The organism is Bradyrhizobium cytisi (assembly GCF_008123515.1).
GTDB lineage: Bacteria > Pseudomonadota > Alphaproteobacteria > Rhizobiales > Xanthobacteraceae > Bradyrhizobium > Bradyrhizobium cytisi.
This window is the reverse complement of record NZ_VSSR01000034.1, coordinates 45,227-70,056: the sequence shown is the minus strand read 5'-3', so window position 1 is coordinate 70,056 and position 24,830 is coordinate 45,227. Positions and strand designations below refer to the sequence as shown.

Sequence of the window (24,830 nt, the reverse complement as noted above, 5' to 3'; positions counted from 1 at the left end):
CGGGTGCCGGGAAGCGCCGCGTGAGTATTCCGAACATCATTACCCTGGGCCGCATCATGCTGGTCCCGATCATCGTCTGGGCCATCGTGTCGAGCCAAATGGAGGTGGCGTTCACCGTCTTCCTGGTCGCCGGCATCAGCGACGCCGTCGACGGCTTTCTGGCCAAGCGCTTCAACATGGCGAGCGAGCTAGGCGCCCTGCTCGACCCCCTTGCCGACAAGGCGCTGCTGGTGTCGATCTACCTCGCGCTCGGCATCTGGGGCGACATTCCGCGCTGGATCGTGATCCTGGTGGTGTCGCGCGACATCATGATCGTGGCGGCAGTGATCGTGTCCTGGCTGTTCGACAAGCCGGTCGAGATGAAGCCGTCGATGGTCTCCAAGCTCAACACCGCGGCCCAGGTGGCCTATGCGGCGCTGGTGCTGGCCTCGCTCGCCTTCGGCTTCAAGTCGGGGCCCTATGATATAATCCTGATGGGCCTCGTTACGGTGTTCACGCTGTCCTCCGTGTCGCTCTATCTCGTCGAGTGGCTACGGCACATGAGCACTATTGATGGCAAGTAGCACTATTGATGCCAAGTAGCACGATCGGGGCCAAATGAGCCGGGAGGCGGCCCCGCAAAAGGCCAACTCCCGATCGAATAAGTCTATCCTCTTCAAACACAGCCGGCGCGCCGGCACGGAGCAAAGCAAGCGTGGCAGGCCGCGTTCATCCCCGACAATTGGCGTTTTCGCTTCCGCATGCGGAGAGCCTCAGCCGGGACAATTTCCTCGAGGGCCCTGCCAATGCCGCAGGCCTCGCGCTGATCGACGGCTGGCCGGAATGGCCGAACCGGGTCATGTGGCTCGCCGGCCCCGAAGGCTCAGGCAAGAGCCATCTCGGCGCGATCTGGGCCGAGGAGGCCGGCGCCCGTTCGAGCGCGGCCAATGCGCTGACCGCAGCCAGCGTCCCCGGCGCGCTCGCGACCGGCGCGCTGGTGGTCGAGGATCTCAAGGCCACGGATTTTGACGAGCGCGCCCTCTTCCATCTGATGAACCTCGCCCGCGAAGACGGCGCCTATGTGCTGTTCACCGGACGTGAGGCGCCGGCGGCGATCGAGGTGGAGCTCCGAGACCTCCGCTCCCGGCTGCGGACGATTCCGGTGATTTCGCTGGCGCCGCCAGACGACCAGCTGTTCCGCGGCCTGATCGTCAAGTTCTGCGCCGACCGCCAGCTCTCCGTGGACGAAAGCGTGGTGAGCTACCTCGCGACCCGGCTGGAGCGGTCGTCGGCCGCCGCCCGGCGCGCCGTGGAGCTGCTCGACGGCGAGGCGCTCCGGCTCGGCCGCCCCGTCACCCGGGCGCTCGCCGCTGAACTGCTGCGCGACGCCTGACCGCCAAGTCCCCCTTTGGTCCACTTTGCGCCCGCTTGACGCGGCGAGGCAGCGGAACATCAATGTCATCGAAACGTCATCGCACTAACACATGCTCCGGCCGGCTTTGCGCATAAGACGCAAATTGGGGCGAACTGAATGGACCGACTTCTCATGGATTCCGTGCAAGCTATTGAAACAAAAGAGAAAGCTTCGGAATCCGAGAGCCTTCCGGCGATCGCCTCAAGCCCCGAGCGATTCATCAATCGCGAACTCTCCTGGCTGCATTTCAACCGCCGCGTCCTGGAGGAATCGGTCAATCCCAGCCATCCGGTACTGGAGCGGGTGCGATTCCTGTCGATTTCCGCAAATAACCTCGACGAATTCTTCATGGTCCGCGTCGCCGGCATCAAGGCGCAGGTGCGTGAGGGCATCGCCGAACGTGCCCCCGATGGCCTGACCCCGTCCGAGCAACTCGCGCTCATCAACCGCACCGTTTCGCGGCTTGCTTCCGACCAGCAGGCGATCTGGGCCGATTTGCGCGGCACCCTCGCCGGGGTCGGCATCGCGCTGGTCGACGGCAAGGAGGTCAGCAAGACGGAGCGGACCTGGCTCGAGGATTATTTCCTCAACAACGTGTTCCCACTACTGACGCCATTGGCGATCGATCCGGCCCACCCCTTCCCGTTCATCCCGAGCCTCGGCTTCACCATCGCGCTCCAGCTCACGCGCGCCATCGACGGCAAGCAGATGAACGCGCTGATCCGCATGCCCGGCAAGATCGACCGCTTCATCCGCCTGCCGACCGACGGCAAGGTGGTGCGCCTGATCTCGCTGGAGCAGGTGACCGGCCTTTTCATCAACCGCCTGTTCCCCGGCTACAATCTGCACGGCCAGGGCGCCTTCCGCATCATCCGCGACTCCGAGCTCGAAATCGAGGAAGAGGCCGAAGACCTCGTCCGCCTGTTCGAGACCGCGCTGAAGCGCCGCCGCCGCGGGTCGGTGATCCGGCTCGAGATCGACGCCAAGATGCCGGAGCAGCTGCGCAGCTTCGTGCAGCACGCGCTGTCGGCGGCCGACGACGAAGTGTTCCTGGTCGACGGCGTGCTCGCCATGAACGAGCTCTCGCAGCTCACCCGTCTCGACCGGCCCGACCTCGAATTCACCCCTTACGTGCCGCGCCATCCCGAGCGCGTGCGCGAGCATGGCGGCGACATCTTTGCCGCCATTCGCCAGAAGGACCTGGTCGTCCATCACCCCTACGAATCCTTCGACGTGGTGGTGCAATTCCTGCAGCAGGCCGCGCGCGACCCCGACGTCGTCGCGATCAAGCAGACGCTCTATCGCACCTCCAACAACTCGCCGATCGTGCGCACGCTGGCGGAAGCGGCCGAAGCCGGCAAGTCCGTCACCGCGCTGATTGAGCTGAAGGCGCGCTTCGACGAAGAAGCCAACATCCGCTGGGCGCGCGACCTCGAACGGGCCGGCGTGCAGGTCGTCTACGGCTTCCTCGAGTTGAAGACGCACGCGAAGCTTTCGATGGTGGTACGCCGCGAAGGCGGCAGCCTCACCACTTACGTCCATACCGGCACCGGCAACTATCACCCGGTCACCGCGCGTATTTATACGGACCTCTCTTACTTCACCTCGGAACCGACCATTGGCCGCGACGCCGCGCGCGTGTTCAACTTCATCACGGGCTACGCCGCACCAAGCGATCTGGAAAAGATGGCGGTGTCGCCGCTGACCCTGCGCAAGCGCATCATCGAGCACATCCAGGGCGAGACCGAGCACGCGCGTCACGGCAAGCCCGGCGCGGTCTGGATGAAGATGAATGCGCTGGTCGACCCCGATATCATCGACGCGCTCTACGAGGCCTCACAGGCGGGCGTGCAGGTCGAGCTCGTGGTCCGCGGTATCTGCTGCCTGCGACCCGGCATTCCCGGCCTGTCGGAGAACATCCGCGTCAAGTCGATCATCGGACGCTTTCTGGAGCACGGCCGAATCTACTGCTTCGGCATGGGCCAGGGCCTGCCGAGCGCGAAAGCGGCTGTGTATATCTCGTCAGCCGATATGATGCCGCGCAACCTCGACCGGCGCGTCGAGGTGCTGTGTCCGCTGCAAAATCCCACGGTGCATCAGCAGGTTCTCGAACAGATCATGGTCGCGAACCTGAAGGACAATGAGCAGAGCTGGCAATTGTTGCCGGACGGGTCTTCAACGCGTATGAAGACCGCGAAGGGCGAGGAGCCTTTCAACGTGCACAACTACTTCATGACAAATCCGAGTCTGTCTGGCCGTGGAAAGTCGCTCAAGGAATCCTCGCCGCGCCGTCTCACGCGCAGAAACGAACGCCATCAGTCCTGACCGGAGATTTCTGCCTTGAAACGGCCGCGCAAGCGTGGCGCTAGCGTCGCGGTCATCGACATCGGCTCCAACTCGGTTCGTCTCGTCGTCTACAAGGGACTGACACGGAGCCTGATTCCGATCTTCAACGAGAAGACGCTGTGCGGCCTCGGGCGAGAGGTGCAGAGCACGGGCCTGCTCGCGCCGGATGCCGTCGACAAGGCGCTGACCTCGTTGAAGCGTTTTCGGGCGTTGTGCCGCGTGATGCAGGTCGGCCGCGTGTTTGCGATTGCAACCGCGGCCTGCCGCGATGCTTCCAACGGCCCCGACTTTATCGCCAAAGCCGAGCGCATCTGCGCCGTGAAGATCGAGATCCTGTCGGGACCGCGCGAAGCGAAGCTGTCGGCGCTCGGCGTGCTCTCGGGCATTCACCGCCCCGACGGCATCGTCGGCGATCTCGGCGGCGGCTCGCTCGAGCTGATCGACGTGCGCGGGAGCAGCGTGCGCAGCGGCGTGACGCTGCCGCTCGGCGGCCTCGCGCTGCAGGACCTCGCGCACAAATCGCTCAAGCGCGCCGACCGCATCGTCCGCGAGGCAATCGACGATGTGGCGCAGCTCAAGGCGGGCAGCGGCCGCAGCTTCTATGCGGTCGGCGGCACCTGGCGCGCGCTTGCGCGCATCCACATCATCCAGAGCGGCTACCCGCTCCAGGTGATGCACGGCTATTCGATTTCGGCCGCCGAAGCGCTCGACTTTTCGCGTCGTCTGCGTCGTCTTGCAGCCGCCGACATGCTCGCCGACATCGAGGTCGTCGCGGATGCGCGGCGCCCTCTCCTCACCTATGCCGCGCTGGTGCTCGAGCACATCATCCGGGTCGCAAAACCGAAGACCATCGTGTTTTCGACCTTCGGAGTGCGCGAAGGTCTGCTGCACGAGAAGCTCTCGGAGAGCGAGCGCAACAAGGACGGGCTGATCTGCGCGGCGGAAGAGCTGAACCAGCTGCTGTCACGCTCGGCCAAGCATGCGCGCGAGCTGATCGCCTGGACCGACCGCCTCGCGCGCGTTGTCAAGCTGCGCGAGACCGGGGAGGACCGCCGGCTTCGCCACGCCGCCTGCCTGCTCTCCGACATCGGCTGGCGTGTGCATCCCGACCATCGCGGCGAGCAAACGCTGAGCCTCGTCGTCAACGGCAATTTCGGCGCAATCACGCACATCGAGCGCGCCTTTGTCGGCCTGTCGGTTTTCTATCGCTATGCGGGCTTGAGCGAAGAGAACCAGCCGCCGCTGACGATGCAGGAACTGCTGACACCGGCGCAGCTCGAGCGCGCCCGCCTCCTTGGGGCGGCGTTCCGTGTCGCGCATCTGATCTCGGCGGCGCGCCCGGGCGTGCTACCCGCCACGCATTTCCGCAGCCAGGGGCGCAACCTGATGCTGGTGTTCGAGCACAGGCTCGGCGATCTCGTCGCCGACCGCGTCGGCAGCCGCTTCAAGCAGCTCGCCCGCCTGATCGGACGATCGGGGTCGATCGTACGGCGGTAGGGCTTATTCAGCTGACGCTTTTGCGTGCTCGAGCGCGGCGAGACTCAGGCTGCGCCGGCGCCAGATCGAGCCGACCAGCAGCACGACGATGACGCCGAGCGCTGCGCAGAGATATTCCGCGCCACCGCCGCCATGGGCGAATTGCGGCGGGACGTGCAGGCTGCCGAGCATCTTGTCCAGCGAGGTGCCGAACGGACCTTCGGATAGCGTGTGCAGCTTCGGCGCGATGCCGGGATCGGTTGCGATCACCTCGCCCGCGATCCAGCCGAGCAGCGCCGCGCCGGCCCAGACCAGGATCGGCAGCTTCGACAGCAGCGCCATGATCAGCGCCGCACCGGCGACGATCAGGGGCACGCTGATGGCAAGGCCGAGCACCAGCAGCGGCACGCTGCCATTGGCCGCCGCGGCGACCGCAATGACGTTGTCGAGGCTCATCACGATGTCGGCGATGACGACGATCTGCACCGCCTGCCACAGATGCGAGGCTGATTCGACGCCGTCCTCGTCCTCGTTTTCGGGCACGAGCAGCTTTGCCGCGATCACGATCAGCGCGAGGCCGCCGACCAGCTTGAGGTACGGCAGCGCCATCAGGCTCGCGACGATGCCGGTGAAGATGATCCGCAGCAGCACCGCAGCGCCCGCCCCGAGCACCATGCCCCACAGCCGATGCCGCGGCGTCAGGCCGCGGCAGGCAAGCGCAATCACCAGCGCATTGTCGCCGGACAAAAGGATGTTGATCCAGATGATCTTGCCGACCGCAATCCAGAAGGTCGGCTCGGCCATCTCATTGCGGAACTGGGTGAAGAATGCCCCGATCGTGGCGGGATCGAAGATCTGCCAGAGCCAGTTCACAATACGTCCTTTCGCCCCGTCGACTTAACTTATCGGCTGAAAGCTCAGCCGACGATCTCGTTGCCCGAGAAGAACTGCGCGATCTCGATCGCGGCGGTCTCCGGGGCGTCCGAGCCGTGGGCGGAGTTCTCGCCGATCGACTTTGCGTAGAGCTTACGGATGGTGCCGTTGGCCGCCTTGGACGGATCGGTCGCGCCCATTACGTCACGGTACTTGGCGACCGCGCGCTCGCCTTCCAGCACCTGGACCACAACCGGGCCCGAGGTCATGAACTCCACGAGCTCGCCGAAGAACGGACGGGCCTTGTGGACGGCGTAGAACGTCTCGGCCTGTTCCTTGGTCATACGGATGCGCTTCTGCGCGACGATGCGCAGGCCCGCCTTCTCGATCACGGCGTTCACGGCGCCGGTCAGGTTACGCGCAGTCGCGTCGGGCTTGATGATCGAGAAAGTGCGTTCGATGGCCATGATCTTGTCCTTGAAGAGAAAAAGGGTGGTTCGGAGTTGCGGGGCTTATATCGGCGCGTTCGCGATCCGGCAAGCGACCGCCGGAACGGCCTTGCGGTCGCTTCGCCCGGCCGGATTCCAACATGGATTACGACGATTTCACGGAGATGAACCCAATCTGAAGGCTCTATCAGGTTTTGGTTCAGTCTCGCTGGCGTAACGTCAACGCCATCGAAACCAAAGCCTCCCCCCGAGGCGAACCGTTTCGGCGGCCTTTCCATCGACGCGATTGCCCCGCGCCGGCAGTTTTGAGGAGATCACCATGTTGAGGAAACTTTCGCTCGCTGCAGTCGCCGCGGTCGCGCTGGGTGCCGCGCTGGCTCCCACCTCCGCCTCCGCTCACTGGCATGGCGGCGGCTGGGGCTGGCACGGCGGTGGCGGCTGGCATCACGGCGGCTGGGGCTGGGGCGGACCGCGCTTCTATGCTGCCCCCGTCTCCTACGGTTATGGCGGCTGCTATGTGCGCCGGCTGGTGCCGACCCCCTGGGGACCCCGCTGGCGGCTGATCAACCGCTGCTACTGAGCCCGCAAGCACCTTCTGAAGCACCTTTCTAAATACCTTCCTGAGGTACTGTTCCCCCTGCAGTACCTTCCAAGCAAGGCCCCGGCGTTCCCCCCGCCGGGGCCTTGCATTTGGGCAGATACGACGAATTCATACAATTTTTACTAGAATGCCAGGCCAGCCTGACGCTCGCGAAACCATTTGGGCGCCAATGACTTGGTACCGTGTCGTTTACTTTGCAAATACGGAACCCTGCGATGGCTAGCCCTTCTGCCAATGACAGCGAACAGATCGACCGGCGCACCAGCCGCGCGATTTGCGATGCCGTGGGCGAACGGCTGCAGCAGAGCATTCGCCCCGACCCCCGGCTCCCGACGCATCTCGAACAGCTGATGGACGAGTTGAGGAAGCGCGAGCGCGACCAGCACTGACGAAATATTGGCTTGCGAAAAATCGGGTTGCGTTTGATCCCGGCTGCGGTGACAAGGCCGCATGCTCTCCATCACCGACCTCTCCATCCGCCTCGCCGGACGCCTTCTGATCGATAACAGCTCCGTGCAGATCACGCCCGGCTCGCGGGTCGGCATGGTCGGGCGCAACGGCACCGGCAAATCGACGCTGTTCAAGGTGATCCGCGGCGAGCTTGCGGCCGAGCACGGCTCGGTGACGCTGCCGCCCCGCTGGCGCGTGGGCAGCCTGGCGCAAGAAGCACCGAACGGCCCCGAAAGCCTGATCTCGGTCGTGCTCAAGGCCGACCTCGAGCGCGACGCGCTGCTTCACGAAGCCGAGAGCGCCACCGATCCGCACCGGATCGCCGAGATCCAGACCCGGCTCGTCGATATCGACGCGCATTCGGCGCCCGCACGTGCGGCCGCCATCCTCTCCGGCCTTGGCTTCTCCGCCGCCGACCAGTTGCGGCCCTGCGCCGAATTCTCCGGCGGCTGGCGCATGCGCGTCGCGCTGGCGGCGACGCTGTTTGCAGCACCCGACCTGTTGCTGCTCGACGAGCCCACCAACTATCTCGACCTCGAAGGCACGCTGTGGCTGGAGGATCATCTCGCGCATTATCCGCGCACCGTGATCGTAATCAGCCATGACCGCGACTTGCTGGATAGCTCGGTCGACCAGATCCTGCATCTGGAGCGCGGCAAGCTCACGCTCTACAAGGGCACCTACTCCTCCTTCGAGGAGCAGCGCGCCGCGCGCGAGCTGCTCGACGCCAAGGCGGTCAAGCGCCAGGAGGCCGAGCGCGCCCGCCTGCAGGCCTTCGTCGACCGCTTCAAGGCCAAGGCGTCCAAGGCGCGCCAGGCCCAATCGCGCGTAAAAATGCTGGAGCGGCTGAAGCCGATCACGGCGCTGGTGACGGAGGACGTCCGCGAAATCACCTTCCCGGCACCGGAGAAAATCCTTTCGCCGCCGATCATCGCCGTCGACAACGCCTCGGTCGGCTACGATCCGGCGACACCGGTGCTGAGCCGCGTGACGCTCCGCATCGACAACGACGACCGCATTGCGCTGTTAGGCGCCAACGGCAACGGCAAGTCGACACTCGTCAAGCTGCTCGCCGCGCGTCTGGCGCCCTTCTCCGGCAAGGTGACGCGGGCCGACAAGCTGTCGATCGCCTATTTCGCGCAGCATCAGCTCGACGAGCTGAACGAGGACGCCTCGGCCTACGACCACGTCCGCAAGCTGATGGGCGATGCGCCCGAAGCCAAGGTGCGGGCCCGCGCCGGCGCGATCGGCTTCTCCGGCAAGGCGGCCGACACCAAGGCCGGCAAACTCTCGGGCGGCGAGAAGGCGCGGCTCCTGCTGGGCCTTGCCACCTTCTTCGGCCCCAACATGATCATCCTGGACGAGCCGACCAACCATCTCGACATCGACAGCCGCGCCGCACTTGCCGAAGCGATCAACGAGTTTCCCGGCGCGATCATCATGGTCTCGCACGACCGCTACCTGATCGAGGCCTGCGCCGACCAGCTCTGGATCGTCGCCGACCGCACCGTGACCAATTACGATGGCGACCTCGACGAGTACCGCCGCCTGGTGCTGTCCTCGCGCAACGGCGAGCCCGCCCCGCGCGAGCGCAGCATGGCGAGCGAAAAGCCGCAGCGCCCCAAATCGGACAATCGCGGCTCGCTGAAGAAACGCATCGCGGAGGCCGAGAGCGAGATTGCGCGCGTCAGCGACATCATCGCCAAGATCGACACCGCGCTCGCCCTGCCCGACATCTTCACCCGGGATCCCAGGCAGGCCGCGCAACTGTCGAAGGCTCGCGCCAACGCCGCCGACGCGCTGGCGCGCGCGGAAGAACAGTGGCTCGAGGCGAGCGCGCAGTTTGATCAGGCGGCGAACTAACGCTCCCGCATGATGTCGTGCCGGTAGCGCTGCAGCGGCGACAGCAGATAGCTCAGAATCGTGCGCGAGCCGGTTCGGATCTCCACCGTCACGGCCATTCCCGGCGACAGGTTCACGAGCCGATCTTCCACTTGCATTTGCGCGCGATCGAGCGAGATACGCGCGCTGTAGCTGAGCTCCTGCCCGTCGGGCTCGCTGCTATCGTGCCGCGTCCCGGCCGCGCGGTCGCCGCTACGCTCCGGCGGTCGGTCGCGAATGATGGCGTCCTGCGAGACGCTCAGCACCCGGCCTTCCAAAAGGCCGTAACGGGTGAAGTTGAAGGTGTCGACCTTGATGGCAGCGCCCTGCCCGGCCTCGACAAAGCCGATGTCGCGGTTGGAGATCATCGCCTCGATCTCGAGCCGCGTGTCTGACGGCACGATCACGAGCAGCGACTGCGCCGGCGTGACCACGCCGCCGATGGTGTGGACCGCGAGCTGCTGCACGACGCCGTCGACCGGTGACGTCAATTGCTGGAGCTGCGTCCTCTGCTGCGCCTTGATCAGGTCCCGCGCAATCCCGTTGGCCTTCTGCCCGCTCTTGGCAAGCTCATCGGACAGGCTTTTGCGATACTCGGCCACGGCCTGGATGCGGGTCTCGCGGATCGCGGCGACGGCCTGCTCGGCCTCCTTCAGGCGGCTGCGTTGGACACCGAGCTCCTCCTGCTGCTCGATCTGGAGCTGAAGCGTCTCGTAATATGTCAGCTTCGAACCGATCTCCTTCTCCATCAGCGTCTTGCGGATATCGACGCGCTGCTCGGTCACGGGGAGCAATGCACCCAGCTTGTGGATCGTCGCCGCGATGGTCTGATGCTCGGCGTCCTTCTGCGCCTCCTGGCGTTCAAGGGCCGCGAGCTTGGCGCGGTGCTCGCTCACCTGGTTGGCGAGAAGCTGCTGCTGCGTCGCGACCAGCGATGGATCGGCATTCGCGGGAGGAACGAGATCGGCGGAGCCATCCTCGCCCGCGGCCAGCGCCGCGCGGAGGCGCGCGCTATTGAGACGTTCGGCCACGAGATCGTCGTGCAGGTGATCGCGCTCCGCGGCGTTCACGGTTGGATCGAGCTCGATCAGCACGTCGCCGGATTTGACCGCCTGCCCGTCCTGCACTTGGATGGCGCGCACCACGCCGGTCTCGAACGGCTGCACCACCTTGCTGCGCCCGCTCGACACCACCTTGCCGGTCGCGGACGCCACGATGTCGATCGTACCCCACGCGGACCACGCGAGCGCCGCACAGACAAGGGCCATCAGCGCCATCGCGATGGCGCGGCCGATCGGCGATGGCGGGGTTTCGGTGATCTCCAGCGCTGCCGGGAGAAAGGCGATTTCCTCGGCACGTGGGCTCTTCGCCTTCCGGAAGGGAACGACGGTCTGCTCCGGCTTCCGGGCCGGCGCGGTGCTAGCCGACCTCATAGATCCCTCCCTGAAGCCGGTGCAAGGTGGCATAGCGGCCGCCGTTCCTGATCAAGGCGTCATGCGTGCCGTCCTCGACCAGACGGCCGCGCTCCAGCGTGAAGATGCGGTCGGCGCCGCGGACGGTGGAGAGACGATGCGCGATGATCAGGACAGTGCGGCCCTTCGCGATGTTGTTCATGTTGTCATGGATGATCCGCTCGCTTTCATAGTCGAGCGCGCTGGTGGCTTCGTCGAAGATCAAGATGCGCGGATTGGTCACGAGTGCGCGGGCGATCGCGATGCGCTGGCGCTGCCCGCCCGAGAGCGTCGAGCCGCGCTCGCCGACGACGGTGTCGTAGCCCTCCGGGAGCTCCAGAATGAAATCATGGGCGCCCGCAAGCTTCGCCGCTTCCATGATTCGGTCCATCGGCAGGGTCGGATCGGCGAGCGCGATGTTGTCGCGCACCGAGCGGTTGAACAGCATGTTCTCCTGGAGAACCACCCCGATCTGCCGCCGCAGCCAGGCCGGGTCGGTCATGACAAGATCCGTGCCGTCGATCAGCACGCGGCCGCCCTGCGGTACATAGAGCCGTTGCACCAGCTTTGCGAAGGTGCTCTTGCCCGAGCCCGACGATCCGACAATGCCGACGGTCTGGCCGGCCGGAATATCGAACGAGACGTCGTGCAGGATTTCCGGCCCGTCGAGCCGGTAGCGGAACGCGACGTGCTCGAAGCGGATATTGCCCTGCAGTGCCGGCAGCCCGGCGCGGGCCGCCGAGTAAGCCGGCTCCGCGGCGCTGTTGAGGATGTCGCCGAGCCGGGCGATCGAGAGCCGTGCCTGATGAAAATCCTGCCAGACCTGCGCCAGCCTCAGCACCGGCGCCGAGACGCGCCCTGCAAAGATGTTGAACGCCACGAGCTCGCCGACGGTCAGGCCGTCCCCGATCACAAGCCGCGCGCCGACATAGAGGATCGCAGCGGTGACGACCTTGCTGACGAACTGCACCAGTTGGCTCGCGGTGTTGCCGAGGCTGGTGACGCCAAAACTCGCCGAGACGTAGCCGGCGAGCTGCTCCTCCCAGCGGCGCTGCATCTGCGGCTCGACCGCCATCGCCTTCAGCGTCTCGATGCCGCTGACACTCTCGACCAGAAAAGCCTGGTTCTCGGCGCCGCGGCGGAATTTCTCCTCCAGCCTGCGGCGAAACAGTGGCGTCGCGACCGCCGAGATCGCGATGTAGAACGGAAACGATCCGAGCACGATGCAGGTCATCATCGGCGAATAGGCGAACATCACCGCCAAAAACACCGAGGTGAAGACCAGGTCGATGACAAGCGTCAGCGACGAGCTGGTGATGAAATTGCGGATGTTCTCGAGCTCGCGGACCCGCGCCACGGAATCGCCGACTCGCCTGGCCTGAAACCAGGCCATCGGCAGCGCCAGCAGATGATGGAACAGGCGGGCCCCCAGCTCGACGTCGATGCGGTTGGTCGTATGCGAGAACAGATAATTGCGCAAAATTCCGAGCACGGTGTCGAACAGCGAGACGACGACGAGGCCGATCACGAGCACGTCAAGCGTGGACAGCGAGCGGTGCACCAGCACCTTGTCGATCACGACCTGAAAGAACAGCGGCGAGACCAGCGCAAACAGCTGGAGAAAGAACGAGGCGGCCAGCACCTCGCCGAACAGCCGCCGGTATTTTCCGATCGCGCCGATGAACCAGGTGATGTCGAAGGCACGCCCGGGGTCGGACAGTCCGGCGCGCCGGGCCATCAGGATCAATCCACCGTCCCAGATCGCGCACAGCTCGTCGCGCTCCATGAACACCGGCCGCCGCGCCACCGGCGACTGCACCAGCACCTTGTCGGCGGAGGCTTTTGCGATGACCATGAAACTGCCGTCACGCAGCATCGCGATTGCCGGCAGCGGACTGTCCGACAGACGGCTCCATTGCGTTCGATAGGTTCGTGCTTTCAGTCCGAGCGACCTGGCGCAGCGGATGATGTCCGCTGCGCCGAAGCTTGCCGTGCCTAGCCGGTGCCTGAGCTGATCGCGGTCGGCCGCCACGCCTTGCAGATGAAGCAAGGTCAAGAGCGCGTCGAGCCCCGTATCGGTCGAGACCGCGTGCGTCGTCATGGGCGTTCTCCAGGCCGGAGCGTCAGGCGTGCTGCGGAGGAGCGAGCGTCTGGGTCTGCGCCGCGTGCGGATCGGCCAGCGGCATCTCGCCATGGCCGTCGCCGGCCGGAACGAAGCTCGCCGCCATGGCCTGGTTGAGCAGCATCGTTGCCGCCATCGCCGCCCCGTCCTGGATCAGGACGTTGTTGCCGGTGCCGCCATCGAGGATGTCTTGGCCGGCGCCGCCGATCAGCACGTCGTCACCCGCGCCGCCCGTCAGCGTGTCGTTGCCGGAGCCGCCGATCAGGACGTCGTCGCCATTGCCGCCATTGGCGACGAGCTGGATGCCGCCGTGCAGGCCCGAAGCCGTGATGACATCATCGCCATCGAGGCCGTTGATGACGATCCTGTCGCCTGCGCCGGCATCGGAGATGTTGATGTCCTGGCCAAGTCCGGACACCGTGACGATGCCATCGTGCTCGGTCACCGTGATGACGTCGCTGCCGCCGGTTCCGTTGATGGTCACGGTATCAGCGGCGCCGTCATTGGCGCCGAGGTCGAGATTGACCTGGTTCACCCCGGTGCCGGAGAGATCATTGACCGTGATGTTGTCGGCGCCGCCGAGGGCGTTGAAGTTGATGTGCTCGACGCCATTGAGGTCCATCGCGATGGCGGCGACGTCGCGGGTGAACAGCACCCGGCCGCCGTTGGCCGAGATGTTGATGTTCTCGTTGATGTTGGCACCGTTGAACAGCAGCGTATCGGTGCCCTTGCCGCCTTCGACGGTGTCGCTGCCGTCGCCGGGGTTCCAGACGAAGGTGTCGTCACCGCCACCGAGACTGGCGACGTCGTTGCCGCGGCCGCCGATCACGGTGTCATTGCCGGCGCTGCCGGTGATGGTGTCGTTGCCGTCACCGCCGTTGATGTTGAGACTGACGAGCTGGCCGGCCTTGATCGCGGATGCATCGATGACGTCGTTGCCGACGCCGCCGTTGAGGGCGAGCGCGTCGCCGGCGTCTGCGTGCGCGATCGTGACCTGCGCGGCCAAGCCGTTGACCACGACCGATCCGCTGGACGTGACGACCTTGATGTTATCGTCACCCGCGGTGCCGTTCACCGTCACGCGGTCCGCCGCGCCGTCACCGCTCTGGCTGCCGGGACCGGCGCTGAGGTCGATCGCGACCTGCGTGACGCCGGTGCCGGTGAGGTCGCCGACATTGATGTTGTCGGCGCCGCCGGCCGCGGCGATCTGCACGCGCTCGACGCCGTTGAGGTCCATGGTAATGGCGCCGACGTCGCGGGTGAGAAGCGCACGGCCTCCATTCGCCGAAATCGACGTATTCTCGGCCACATTGGAGCCGTTGAACACCAGCGTGTCCGTTCCCGTGCCGCCTTCGACGGTGTCGCTGCCGTCGCCGGGATTCCAGACGAAGGTGTCGTCGCCCGCACCGAGAAGGGCCACGTCGCTGCTGCGGCCGCCGGTGACCTTGTCGTTGCCGTCACCGCCGATCAGTGTGTCGGCGCCCTGGCTGCCGGTGATGGTGTCGTTGCCCGCGCCGCCGTCAATGGTCAGCCCGATCACCGCAGCGAGCGCGGAAGCATCGATGACGTCGTTGCCGCCGAGTGACTGGATGACCAGCCGATCGTTGGCAGCTTCTGCATTCGCGATTGTCACGACTTGCGGCAGGCCGGTCACCGTGACCGTGGTGCCCTCGGCTGTGACCTGGATGTTCTGATTGCCGTTGGTCCCGTTGACGGTCACCGTATCGGCCGCGCCATCGCCCTGCGTGCCGCCAGGAACGGCTCCGAGATCGACGAGGATCTGCTTGACGCCGGTGCCGGTGAGATCGCCGACATTGATATTGTCGGCGCCGCCTCGCGCATCGAACTCGATCTGCTCGATGCTGTTGAGGTCCATCGTGATGTTGGCGACATCGCGGGTGAAGCGCACCCGGCTGCCATTGGCCGAGATGTTGATGGTCTCGTTGATATTGGCGCCGTTGAACAAGAGCTTGTCGTTGCCCGATCCGCCTTCCACGGTGTCGCTGCCGTCGCCGGGATTCCAGATGAAAGTGTCGTCACCCGATCCAAGCTGGGCGACGTCGTTGCCGCGACCGCCATTGACGATGTCGTTGCCGGAGCCGCCGATCAGGAGATCGTTGCCGTCACCGCCGGTGATCGTGTCGTTGCCGGCGCCGCCGTCGAGCGTCAGCGAAATCAGGCTGCCGAGTCCGTTACCTGCGGTGATGACATCGTCGCCGCCGCCGGCGTGCAGCACGAGATTCTCCGTCGTGCCTATGTCGAGCGAAAATGGTGCCGGGCCCGTCTCGTCAAACCGCACGCGCGTGCCATTCGCCGTGATCGTAAATGTTTCGGAAGTATTGCTTCCGTTGATCTGCACCGTGTCGTTGCCGTCGCCGCCCTCAACGACGTTGGTGCCGCCGCCGGGATTCCAGATCATGAGGTCGTTGCCGGCCTCGCCGAAGAGCTGGTTGTCGCCGCTGCCGCCGTCCAGCGTGTCGTTGCCTGCGCCACCGAACAGCAGATCGTTGCCGCCGCCGCCCTTGATCACATCGTCGCCAGCCTGCCCGAACAGCAAATCGGCTCCCGAGCCGCCGGTGATTTTGTCATTGCCGTCACCGCCGAAGATGTTGACCGCGGGCATCGGACCGTGGCCTTCGTCGACGGTGATCGTGTCGTCGCCGCCTTGCCCGAAGATGTCGATCTCGTTGGTGTTGGCAATTGTGGGATCGCCACCGATCGTCTTCACGTGCCCGTTATTGATGAGAATGCGGCCGGACTGGTCGCGGCCGATCACGAGGCCGTTATTGGCGCTGTCGCCGAAAATCGTGAGCTGCCCCGTAACCGAGGAAAAAACAGAGGTAATAGACATTCTAATATCCTTCGATCGATCTAGCCCCTCCCCTCGATGCCTAGCAGCCGCCAACACAACAATCTTGAAGCGTTGCTTGAGACACGCGTGATTAATCTGGAGATTTCCTCCAGATTTGCGGCAGGCCGGTTTCGGAGATCAGCGGATGTGACAGCTCGCACATTGCGCGGCGCGGCGGCGGCGCAGCTTTGGGCGAGCATGCCGGGGCCGAACGAAATTGCCCGTGTGGTCTCGACGCCTTTGGTATTAAGCTCGGCGGTGGAATTGGCGTCAGCACATGATGTACGGTCCCGAGAGCGACCCGGTATTTTCGGCCCAACGGATATCCAAACAAGGAATATTTGAAGGAGATCTCACTTGTCATTACCAGAACCGATCAAGTTCACCGATGGCGCGGCTTACGAACGCTTCATGTCGCCCTGGAGCCGATCGGCCGGGACGCTGTTCCTCGACTGGCTGGCGCCACGCTCGGGACTGGCCTGGGCGGATGTCGGTGCCGGCAATGGCGCCTTCACCGAGCTGCTGCTTGCGAAGTCCGCGCCCTCATCCGTTTGCGCGATCGATCCGTCGGACGCGCAGATTGCGACTGCACGCCAGAAGATATCGGCAAAGCAGGTCGAGCTTTCGATTGGCGATGCGATGGCGCTTCCCTACGACGCCGACCGCTTCGACGTCGCGGTGATGGCGCTGGTGCTGTTCTTCGTCCCCGACCCGCGCAAGGGCGCCTCGGAGATGGTCCGCGTCACCAGGCCCGGCGGCATGGTCGCGTCCTACACCTGGGACATCATGCGGGGCGGGACGCCCACCGAGCCCCTGTGGGAAGAGTTGGACGCCATGGGCAAACCGGCGGCGCGCCCGCCGAGTGCGGAGATCTCGCGCTTCGAAGCGCTGAAGGCGCTTTGGGCGGAGCTCGGTCTTCGCGACATCGAAACCCGCGAGCTGGTCGTCGAGCGGACATTCGCTGACTTCGACGACTACTGGCTCTCCATGGTTGTGAGCAGCCCGGCCGGCGTGCTGGGAAAGCTTTCGGACACCGAGAGCGCGGAGCTGAAGCGCCGATTACAAGCGCGACTGCCGGCGAGTGCGACCGGCGAAATCACCGTTCATGCGAGCGCGACTGCGATCAAGGGACGAAAGGCCGCTTGATGGTCGGGCGAGCATCCGCGGCTGATCGCGTTGACAGCCGCAACCGGCTTCAGGGCGGAAGGCCGACGACGTGTTACGTCGCCGCCTTCTTCTTCGCCTTCGGCTTCACTGGTTTCGGAGCGACCGCCGGCTCCGGCGAGCCCTCGATCGCGGACAGGCGTCCGGCCGTAAATGTGTAGATGCCCGCGCGGGGGCCCGTGGTCCAGGTGACCACCGCGACGCGACGGCCGGCGGCATCGCTGGAGAGATTGACGGTCGATGGCGCGCCGATGCCGCGCACCACGTCGCATTCGGTGTGACCGAGCGCGACCGTGCCGCCCATCGGCGCGGGCGCCGTGGTCGAGGCATTGGCGTCGGCAGGTCCAGGCGGCGTCATGCCGGGGCAAGCGCCGTCGGCGCTGACGAGATCCTCGGCGCCAACCGGCTTGTCCGGGGTCAGCGGCGGCGATTCGATCGAGATGTTCTTGATGAACAGGCGGCTCGGCTTGTTGAACCATTCGGCGTCTTTTGCAGACGCCAGCAGATCGGTCCCGCCCGAGCAGCCCGCGATCAGCGGCGCGACAGCGGCCAACACAAGTATGAGCGACTTTGGAAGCTTTTGATGTCGCACGATGAACTAAATTCCCCACGTCAAGGAGCAGCCCTAAGCGATTGTCCCAACATCACTTTGCGGCACGAAGGTGGCCGAAACCAGTTTGCCCGAGAAAGTCCAAATTATCATTAATTGCGAACGGCCGCTAATTCCGCCGCTGCCATCGGCCCCGTTCGTCCGCCTGCCAATAGGTGACCTCAAATCCGCGCGTCTTGCAATCCGTCCAGGTGCTGCGGGCCACCGCGAGCGCATCCGGATCGTCGCCGTTGAACAGCAGCACCATGCGCTCATAGGCCTCCGCGTCCTGCGGCAAGGCGGCGCTGTCGACCAGAAAGCGGACATTGGCGCCGTTGGGATTACCCTCCTCGATCGCCAGCACGATCGGCTGCTCGGCCACATCGTTCACGCGCCATGTCGCATGCGGCAGGAAAGAATCGTCGCGATAGGTCCATAAATGCGCGTCGAGCGCATCGGCGCGCTCCGGCGAGGTCGACTGCACCACGACGCGCCAGCCGCGCTCGAGCGATTTCTCGAGAAGCGGCGGCAAGACGTTCTCAACCGTCATGTTTTGCAGATGGTAGAACAGCACTTCCGTCATTTGCGCTCGTAATGATCTGCCACCAGGCGATCGAGCAGCCTGACGCCGTAGCCCGAACCCCAGCTCTGGTTGATGTCGGTCTTGGGCGTGCCCATCGCGGTGCCGGCGATGTCGAGATGCGCCCACGGCGTGCCGTCGACAAAGCGCTGCAGGAACTGCGCCGCGGTGATCGAGCCGCCGTGACGGCCGCCGGTGTTCTTCATGTCGGCAAACTGGGAATCGATCAGCTTGTCGTATTCGGGGCCGAGCGGCAGGCGCCAGACCTTCTCGCCGCTCTCGATGCCGGCCGCGAGCAGGCGCTCGGCGAGTTCGTCATTGTTGGAGAACATGCCGGCATGATCGGTGCCGAGCGCGACCACGATCGCGCCGGTCAGCGTCGCCAGATCCACCATGAATTTCGGCTTGGTCTTCTTGGCCACGTACCAGAGCACGTCGGCCAGCACGAGGCGGCCTTCCGCGTCGGTGTTGATGATCTCGATGGTCTGGCCCGACATCGAGGTGACGATGTCGCCCGGCCGCTGCGCGTTGCCGTCGGGCATGTTCTCGACGAGGCCGATGGCGCCGACCGCATTGACCTTGGCTTTGCGCGCCGCGAGCGCGTGCATCAGGCCGACGACGCAGGCCGCCCCGCCCATGTCGCCCTTCATGTCCTCCATGCTGCCGGCCGGCTTGATCGAGATGCCGCCGGTGTCGAAGCAGACGCCCTTGCCGACGAAGGCAACCGGCGCCTCGCCCTTCCTTGCCCCGTCCCAGCGCATGATCACGGTGCGGCTCGGCCGCGCCGAGCCCTGGCCGACGCCGAGCAGCGCGCCCATGCCGAGCTTCGCCATCGCCTTGACGTCGAGCACCTCGATCTTGACGCCCAGCTTGCGCAGCTCGCTGGCGCGGCGCGCGAACTCCTCGGGGTAGAGCACGTTCGGCGGCTCGTTGACGAGATCGCGCGCGATGATGACGCCGTCGACGACCGCGCCGGCCGAGGCAAAGGCCTTCTTCGCCGCGGCCGCATCGCCGACCGCCAGCGAGACGTCGGCGCGCAAGGTCCCCTCCTCGCCGTCCTTCTTTTTGGTCTTGTAGCGATCGAACTTGTAGGCGCGCAGCCGCAGGCCCGAGGCGATCGCGACCGCCTGCTCGCTGCTCATGGCGCCGGTCGCCAGTTCCGCCACGATGGTCATGGCAGCGGGACCCGCCTTGAGCTTGCTGGCGGCGATGCCGCCGAATTTGAGGAAGTCGTTGCCCTTCAGGCCCGATGCCTTGCCGGTCCCGATCACGATCAGGCGCTCGGCCTTCAGACCCTCAGGCGCGAGGATGTCCAGGGCGGCGCCGGTTTTACCCTTGAATGAGGCGACGGCCGCCGCCCGCTTCACGAGCTCGGCTGCCCCGCCGAGCGCCTTGGCCGTCGCCGGGCCGACCTTCAGAGCGTCGTCACAGAACACGATCAGGATGCCACGGGCGGCGGTAGCCAGCGGGACGAAGCCGACCTTGATGGCATCGGGCATGGGTAACTCCTCGAAAACATGGGATATTTTGCCAATCAAGGGGACCGGCCGAGAGCCGGATCTGAACGGCGATTCACTCGTCTGTCCCCACTATGGGCCAGAGCCACGGTGGATGCCAAGCGCCGGCCGTGGCAGGGACGCCACAACGAGCGAAATATTAACCATATGTTGAGGGTGCCATGGGTCAGCCATTTTGTTGACGGATCAAAGGGATGGTAGTGAGAAAGTGAGCCTCCGGAAGAGCAGCCTGGCCGACCTTGGGGATCCCCTGTCAGGGGATTGGTTGGACAGAAGGGCTTCCGGTGCGCGCGTTGGGGCTTTGGTGGGATTCGTGCGGTAGCGCATGGGGTCAATCGACAGGTATATTTTCCGCACGACGCTGGCGTCGTTTGCGCTCGTCCTGGTCAGCCTCACCGGCGTGATCTGGATTACGCAGGCGTTGCGCGGCATCGACCTGATGACGAGCCAGGGTCAGACCATCCTGACCTTCCTCGGCATCACCGGGCTCGTCATTCCGGCGCTGGTCCTGATTATCTCGCCGATCGCGCTGATGATCGCGATCTCGCACACGCTGAACAAGCTCGCGACCGATTCCGAAATCATCGTGATGAATGCCGCCGGCTTCTCGCCGTTCCGGCTGTTCTATCCGTTCTTCTACGCCACCTGCGTGGTGGCGCTGCTGGTCACCTTCATCTCGGCCTATCTCGCCCCCGATGGCATGCGGCGGATCAAGCAATGGGATGCCGAGATCACCGCCGACGTGCTCACCAACATCCTGCAGCCCGGCCGCTTTGCCCAGCTCGACAAGAATCTCACGATCCGGATCCGCGAGCGGCAGCCCGGCGGCATTCTCGCCGGCATTTTCATCGACGACCGCCGCGATCCCAATGAGCGCGTCTCGATCGTCGCCGAGCACGGCGAGGTCGTGAAGAACGAGAACGGTTCGTTCCTGGTCCTCAAGGACGGCAATCTCCAGCGCTTCGAGGCCGGCAAGCGCGATCCGGCGCTGGTGGCCTTCGGCCGCTACGGCTTCGACATGTCGAAGTTCTCCAACCAGGGCCACGACGTCACCCTCGGCATTCGCGAACGCTATCTCTGGGAGCTGTTCTCGCCGTCCGAGGACGACCCCGTCTACAAGGCGGTCCCCGGCCAATTCTGGTCCGAGCTGCATGACCGCCTGATGGCGCCGCTCTATCCGTTCGCGTTTGCGGCACTGACCTTCGCCTTCCTCGGCGCGCCGCGCACCACGCGCCAGAGCCGCAACTTCTCGATCGGCGGCTCGGTGCTCGCGGTGTTCGGGTTGCGCATGGCCGGATTTGCCTGCTCGGTGATGGCGGTGAAGTCGCCGTTCGCCGCCGCCGTGCAATATGCGATGCTGGTGACAGCGATCGGTGCCGGCATGTGGATGATCGTCGGCGGTGTCGTGGTCGAGCCGCCTGCCGGCCTGATGGAAGCCATCAACAGATCAAACGCGCGTATCGCGCGGCTGTTCGGGCGGCCGGCCGCCGCATGAGCATGCTCACCAACACGCTCGGGCGCTATTTCGCCGGCCGATTCGTGGTCGCCGCGCTCGGCGTGTTCGCGAGCATTTTCCTGCTGCTGGTGCTGGTCGACTACATCGAGATGGTGCGCAAGACCTCAGGGCTGGCCTCAGCCTCCGCGGTCATGGTCGCGGAAACCTCGCTGTTCCGGGTGCCGCAGCTGCTGGAGAAGCTGACGCCGTTCTGCATGCTGATCGGCGCCATGATGTGCTATCTCGCCCTCTCCCGCCGGCTCGAGCTCGTGGTGGCGCGCGCCGCCGGCGTCTCGGCCTGGCAGTTCATCTCGCCCGCGCTCGGCAGCGCGCTCCTGATCGGCGTGATCGCTACCGTCGCCTACAATCCGATGTCGGCTAACCTGCGCGAGCTCTCCAAGCGGATGGAAGCCGAGCTGTTCGGCTCGGCACCGGGCGGCGGCATTCAGGATGCATCCGGCTTCTGGCTCAACCAGGTGACCAGCGACGGCCAAACCATCATCAACGCCGCGCGCAGCGAGCAGCAGGGCGTCCGGCTGACAGGGCTCACGCTGTTCCGGTTTGACACAGAGCAGCATTTCAAGGAGCGGGTCGAGGCGCGCGAGGCGACGCTCGAGTCCGGCCACTGGCTGTTCAAGGGCGTGCGCCGCTTCTCGCTCGATGCCCCGCCGGTCGATCAGGCCAGCCTCGAGATTCCGACGACGTTGACCGAAGCGCAGGTCCGCAACAGCTTTTCCACACCCGAGACTGTGTCCTTTTGGCAACTACCGAGCTACATCCGCTCATCGGAGAGCTCGGGGTTCGCGACAGCCGGATATCGACTCCAGTATCACAAGCTGCTGGCACAGCCGTTTTTGCTCGCCGCCATGGTGATGCTCGCGGCTTCCGTGTCGCTGCGCTTCTTCCGGATGGGCGGCGTACAGAAGATGGTTTTGAGTGGCGTGGGCGCAGGCTTTCTGCTCTACGTTCTGTCGAAAGTGACTGAAGACTTGAGCAAGGCTGAGTTGATGCATCCGATCGCTGCGGCGTGGTTGCCCGCGGTGGTGGGCGGCCTCACCGGCTTTTTGGCCTTGCTGTATCAGGAGGACGGATAGTGACGACCGTCCGCCGAGGACACGTGTCTGGTTTGGCGTTGCGCAATCCCGTGCGCGCGAACGGATTCGGCTTGTCTGTCCGCAGGCTCCTGCTCGCCCTGATCGCGACCGTATCGCTTGCCGGCATGATCGATCTTGCCGCGGTGACGCCGGCTGCCGCCCAGAGCTACACCTACAATCCGCGGCCGCCACGTCCGACGCCGCCCAAGGCCGCCAATGACGGGCAGATGCTCGTGCAGGCGACCGAGGTCGATTACGACTACAACAATTCGCGCGTCTCCGCGGTCGGCAACGTCCAGCTGTTCTACAACGGCACCAGCGTCGAGGCCGACCGGGTCATCTACGACCAGAAAACCAAGCGGCTCCATGCCGAAGGCAACATCCGCATGACGGATGCGGACGGCAAGATCACCTACGCCGAGATCCTGGATCTTTCCGACGATTACCGCGACGGCTTCGTCGATTCGCTGCGCGTGGACACTGCCGACCAGACCCGCATGGCCGCGACCCGCGCCGACCGCTCCTCCGGCAACTACACGGTGTTCGAGAACGGCGTCTACACGGCCTGCGCGCCGTGCAAGGACGATCCGAAGAAGCCGCCGCTCTGGCAGGTCAAGGGCGCCCGCATCATCCACGACCAGCAGGAGAAGATGCTCTATTTCGAGACGGCGCAGCTCGAATTCTTCGGCGTGCCGCTCGCCTACATGCCCTATTTCTCGACGCCCGATCCGAGCGTGAAGCGCAAGACCGGCTTCCTGATGCCGGGCTTCACCTCCTACACGGCGTTCGGCTACGGCGTCGAAGTCCCGTTCTACTGGGCGATCGCGCCCGACATGGACGCGACCTTCAGCCCGCGCATCACCTCCAAGCAGGGCGTGCTGTTCCAGGCCGAGTTCCGCCAGCGCCTGATGGACGGCGCCTATCAGGTTCGCGTCTACGGCATCGACCAGCTCAACCCCGGCAATTTCGCCGGCCAGCCGGGCGACCGCCAGTTCCGCGGCGGCATCGAGACCAAGGGCCAGTTCGCGCTGAACGACAAATGGGTCTGGGGCTGGGACGGCGTCCTGCTCTCCGATTACTATTTCATGTCGGACTACCGCCTGTCGGCCTATCGCGATCCGCTCGGCTCGTTCCTGAACCTGCCGACGGATGCGCTGTCGCAGCTCTATCTGACCGGCGTCGGCAATCGCAGCTTCTTCGACGCGCGCACGATGTACTGGACGAGCTTCTCGGGCAACCAGCAGCAGGTCCCGGTCGTCTATCCCGTGATCGACTACTCGAACGTGCTCAACTATCCGATCTTCGGCGGCGAGGTCTCCTACAAGACCAACTTCGTCAATCTGACGCGTAACGACGCGGCGTTCGATCCGATCACGACGGCGGCCAACACCAGCGGCCTGTGCACGACGACGTCAGCCGATCCGCTCGCGCGCACGCCGTCGCAGTGCCTGCTGCGCGGCTTCCCCGGCACCTACACCCGCCTGACGGCGGAGGCGCAGTGGCGCAAGTCCTTCACCGATCCCTTCGGCGAGATCTGGACGCCATTCGCGATCCTGCGCGCCGACGCGATCAATTCCGACGTCTCCAACCAGCCGGGCGTTTCGAACTACCTGCCCGTCGGCGACACCCAGGCGTTCCGCCTGATGCCGACCGTCGGCCTCGAATATCGCTATCCCTTCATCAACGTTCAGCCCTGGGGCTCGACCACCATCGAGCCGATCGCGCAGATCATCATCCGCCCGAACGAGACCTATGCCGGCAAGCTTCCGAACGAGGATGCGCAGAGCATGGTGTTCGACACCTCGAACCTGTTCAGCGTCGACAAGTTCTCCGGCTACGACCGTGTCGAGGGCGGCGGCCGCGCCAATGTCGGCGTGCAGGCGACCACACAGTTCGACAAGGGCGGCGCCGTCAAAGTGCTGTTCGGCCAGTCCTACCAGCTGTTCGGCATGAACTCCTACGCGGTGCAGGACTCCATCAATACCGGCATCAATTCCGGCCTCGACAAGCCGCGTTCGGATTACGTGGCGAGCGCGGCCTACTCGCCGAACAGCACCTATACGTTCAGCGTCCGCTCCCGCATGGACGAGCAGACCTGGAACGTCCAGCGCTTCGAGGCGGAAGGCCGCGCCAACTTCAATCGCTGGGCGGTCAGCGTGATGTACGGCAATTATGCGGCGCAGCCGGAGCTCGGCTATTTGACCCGCCGCGAGGGTATTCTGACGACAGGCTCGATCAAGGTCGCGACCAATTGGGTGGTGACCGGCTCGGCGCGCTGGGACCTCGAGGCCAACAAGATCAACCAATACGTGCTCGGCGCCGGCTATGTCGACGATTGCTTCGTGCTGGCGGCGAACTATGTAACTTCGTATAGCTACTCCGCGGGCACAACACCGCCCGTGCTGAGCCACGCGTTCATGTTCCAGATCGGCCTGCGCACGCTGGCGACCTCGACCGGGTCCAGCGGTACCGCCGGTTACCAGTGAACCCATCTAAAA

Annotated in this window: 19 protein-coding genes; 11 read left to right on the top strand and 8 right to left on the bottom strand. The window is 65.0% G+C overall.

Annotated elements, in window-relative coordinates; translation table 11 throughout:
* Positions 1-20: 20 nt before the first annotated feature.
* The 4 genes from FXB38_RS21445 (at position 21) to ppx (ending at position 5,236) form a co-directional block, all read left to right on the top strand.
* The gene (locus FXB38_RS21445) at positions 21-563 is read left to right on the top strand and encodes a CDP-alcohol phosphatidyltransferase family protein (protein WP_148752970.1); all 543 of its coding nucleotides are present in this window, start codon (positions 21-23) and stop codon (positions 561-563) included.
* A gap of 131 nt (positions 564-694) precedes the next feature.
* On the top strand, positions 695-1,372 hold the full coding sequence (locus tag FXB38_RS21440) for a P-loop NTPase family protein (RefSeq protein ID WP_148752969.1): 678 nt from the start codon (positions 695-697) through the stop codon (positions 1,370-1,372).
* Positions 1,373-1,525: 153 nt separating this feature from the next.
* A complete protein-coding gene (locus tag FXB38_RS21435; RefSeq protein WP_187435049.1) occupies positions 1,526-3,718 on the top strand; it encodes an RNA degradosome polyphosphate kinase in 2,193 nt (730 codons plus the stop codon).
* Positions 3,719-3,733: 15 nt separating this feature from the next.
* Positions 3,734-5,236 (top strand): exopolyphosphatase, encoded by a 1,503-nt coding sequence (gene ppx, locus FXB38_RS21430; protein ID WP_148752968.1) that lies wholly within the window; start codon positions 3,734-3,736, stop codon positions 5,234-5,236.
* Positions 5,237-5,239: 3 nt separating this feature from the next.
* Here ppx and FXB38_RS21425 read toward each other — a convergent pair whose 3' ends face one another.
* Entirely contained in the window at positions 5,240-6,088 is an 849-nt protein-coding gene (locus FXB38_RS21425; protein WP_148752967.1) for a TerC family protein, read from the bottom strand.
* A gap of 44 nt (positions 6,089-6,132) precedes the next feature.
* On the bottom strand, positions 6,133-6,555 hold the full coding sequence (gene ndk / locus FXB38_RS21420) for a nucleoside-diphosphate kinase (protein ID WP_148752966.1): 423 nt from the start codon (positions 6,553-6,555) through the stop codon (positions 6,133-6,135).
* Between the two features lie 301 nt (positions 6,556-6,856).
* Between ndk and FXB38_RS21415 the strand changes: the two genes are divergently transcribed.
* From FXB38_RS21415 to FXB38_RS21410, 3 genes are all read left to right on the top strand, one after another.
* The gene (locus FXB38_RS21415) at positions 6,857-7,117 is read left to right on the top strand and encodes a sulfur globule protein precursor (protein ID WP_148752965.1); all 261 of its coding nucleotides are present in this window, start codon (positions 6,857-6,859) and stop codon (positions 7,115-7,117) included.
* 236 nt (positions 7,118-7,353) lie between these two features.
* On the top strand, positions 7,354-7,527 hold the full coding sequence (locus FXB38_RS42865; RefSeq protein ID WP_187435037.1) for a hypothetical protein: 174 nt from the start codon (positions 7,354-7,356) through the stop codon (positions 7,525-7,527).
* A 61-nt stretch (positions 7,528-7,588) separates the two neighbouring features.
* On the top strand, positions 7,589-9,451 hold the full coding sequence (locus FXB38_RS21410) for an ABC-F family ATP-binding cassette domain-containing protein (RefSeq protein WP_148752964.1): 1,863 nt from the start codon (positions 7,589-7,591) through the stop codon (positions 9,449-9,451).
* Here the strand turns inward: FXB38_RS21410 and FXB38_RS21405 are convergent.
* Genes FXB38_RS21405 through FXB38_RS21395 form a run of 3 tightly spaced genes read right to left on the bottom strand, consistent with a single transcriptional unit; the run spans position 9,448 to position 15,893 of the window.
* Positions 9,448-10,902: an HlyD family type I secretion periplasmic adaptor subunit gene (locus tag FXB38_RS21405; RefSeq protein WP_148752963.1), complete on the bottom strand. Its 1,455-nt coding sequence runs from the start codon at positions 10,900-10,902 to the stop codon at positions 9,448-9,450. The two genes, FXB38_RS21410 and FXB38_RS21405, sit on opposite strands and share 4 nt — an antisense overlap.
* Positions 10,889-13,021: a type I secretion system permease/ATPase gene (locus tag FXB38_RS21400; protein ID WP_148752962.1), complete on the bottom strand. Its 2,133-nt coding sequence runs from the start codon at positions 13,019-13,021 to the stop codon at positions 10,889-10,891. The genes FXB38_RS21405 and FXB38_RS21400 overlap by 14 nt, the downstream gene beginning before the upstream one ends.
* Before the next feature lie 22 nt (positions 13,022-13,043).
* The gene (locus FXB38_RS21395) at positions 13,044-15,893 is read right to left on the bottom strand and encodes a beta strand repeat-containing protein (protein ID WP_148752961.1); all 2,850 of its coding nucleotides are present in this window, start codon (positions 15,891-15,893) and stop codon (positions 13,044-13,046) included.
* A 357-nt stretch (positions 15,894-16,250) separates the two neighbouring features.
* On the opposite strand from FXB38_RS21395, the gene FXB38_RS21390 reads away from it, so the two are divergent.
* Positions 16,251-17,039 carry a class I SAM-dependent methyltransferase gene (locus FXB38_RS21390; RefSeq protein ID WP_148752960.1) on the top strand — a complete coding sequence of 263 codons (789 nt, stop codon included), beginning with the start codon at positions 16,251-16,253 and terminating at the stop codon, positions 17,037-17,039.
* Positions 17,040-17,112: 73 nt separating this feature from the next.
* Here FXB38_RS21390 and FXB38_RS21385 read toward each other — a convergent pair whose 3' ends face one another.
* The 3 genes from FXB38_RS21385 to FXB38_RS21375 form a co-directional block, all read right to left on the bottom strand.
* Positions 17,113-17,610 (bottom strand): hypothetical protein, encoded by a 498-nt coding sequence (locus FXB38_RS21385; RefSeq protein ID WP_187435048.1) that lies wholly within the window; start codon positions 17,608-17,610, stop codon positions 17,113-17,115.
* Positions 17,611-17,776: 166 nt separating this feature from the next.
* A complete protein-coding gene (locus FXB38_RS21380) occupies positions 17,777-18,229 on the bottom strand; it encodes a DNA polymerase III subunit chi (protein ID WP_148752958.1) in 453 nt (150 codons plus the stop codon).
* Positions 18,226-19,725, bottom strand: coding sequence for a leucyl aminopeptidase (locus FXB38_RS21375; RefSeq protein WP_148752957.1), 1,500 nt, complete (start codon positions 19,723-19,725; stop codon positions 18,226-18,228). The genes FXB38_RS21380 and FXB38_RS21375 overlap by 4 nt, the downstream gene beginning before the upstream one ends.
* Before the next feature lie 343 nt (positions 19,726-20,068).
* Between FXB38_RS21375 and lptF the strand changes: the two genes are divergently transcribed.
* The 3 genes from lptF to FXB38_RS21360 are packed head-to-tail and all read left to right on the top strand — an operon-like array spanning position 20,069 to position 24,818.
* Positions 20,069-21,238, top strand: a complete 1,170-nt coding sequence (gene lptF / locus FXB38_RS21370) for an LPS export ABC transporter permease LptF (RefSeq protein WP_148752956.1) — start codon at positions 20,069-20,071, stop codon at positions 21,236-21,238.
* The gene (lptG, locus tag FXB38_RS21365; protein WP_148752955.1) at positions 21,235-22,332 is read left to right on the top strand and encodes an LPS export ABC transporter permease LptG; all 1,098 of its coding nucleotides are present in this window, start codon (positions 21,235-21,237) and stop codon (positions 22,330-22,332) included. Before lptF ends, lptG begins: the two co-directional genes overlap by 4 nt.
* On the top strand, positions 22,332-24,818 hold the full coding sequence (locus FXB38_RS21360) for an LPS-assembly protein LptD (protein ID WP_187435036.1): 2,487 nt from the start codon (positions 22,332-22,334) through the stop codon (positions 24,816-24,818). Before lptG ends, FXB38_RS21360 begins: the two co-directional genes overlap by 1 nt.
* Positions 24,819-24,830 lie beyond the last annotated feature (12 nt).

Bases quoted from the DNA above. Each gene is read 5' to 3' on its own strand.
- FXB38_RS21435 (WP_187435049.1), top strand. From the start codon at position 1,526: ATGGATTCCGTGCAAGCTATTGAAACAAAAGAGAAAGCTTCGGAATCC.
- ndk (WP_148752966.1), bottom strand. From the start codon at position 6,555: ATGGCCATCGAACGCACTTTCTCGATCATCAAGCCCGACGCGACTGCG.
- FXB38_RS21415 (WP_148752965.1), top strand. From the start codon at position 6,857: ATGTTGAGGAAACTTTCGCTCGCTGCAGTCGCCGCGGTCGCGCTGGGT.
- FXB38_RS42865 (WP_187435037.1), top strand. From the start codon at position 7,354: ATGGCTAGCCCTTCTGCCAATGACAGCGAACAGATCGACCGGCGCACC.
- FXB38_RS21410 (WP_148752964.1), top strand. From the start codon at position 7,589: ATGCTCTCCATCACCGACCTCTCCATCCGCCTCGCCGGACGCCTTCTG.
- FXB38_RS21405 (WP_148752963.1), bottom strand. From the start codon at position 10,902: ATGAGGTCGGCTAGCACCGCGCCGGCCCGGAAGCCGGAGCAGACCGTC.
- FXB38_RS21400 (WP_148752962.1), bottom strand. From the start codon at position 13,021: ATGACGACGCACGCGGTCTCGACCGATACGGGGCTCGACGCGCTCTTG.
- FXB38_RS21395 (WP_148752961.1), bottom strand. From the start codon at position 15,893: ATGTCTATTACCTCTGTTTTTTCCTCGGTTACGGGGCAGCTCACGATT.
- FXB38_RS21380 (WP_148752958.1), bottom strand. From the start codon at position 18,229: ATGACGGAAGTGCTGTTCTACCATCTGCAAAACATGACGGTTGAGAAC.
- FXB38_RS21375 (WP_148752957.1), bottom strand. From the start codon at position 19,725: ATGCCCGATGCCATCAAGGTCGGCTTCGTCCCGCTGGCTACCGCCGCC.
- lptF (WP_148752956.1), top strand. From the start codon at position 20,069: ATGGGGTCAATCGACAGGTATATTTTCCGCACGACGCTGGCGTCGTTT.
- lptG (WP_148752955.1), top strand. From the start codon at position 21,235: ATGAGCATGCTCACCAACACGCTCGGGCGCTATTTCGCCGGCCGATTC.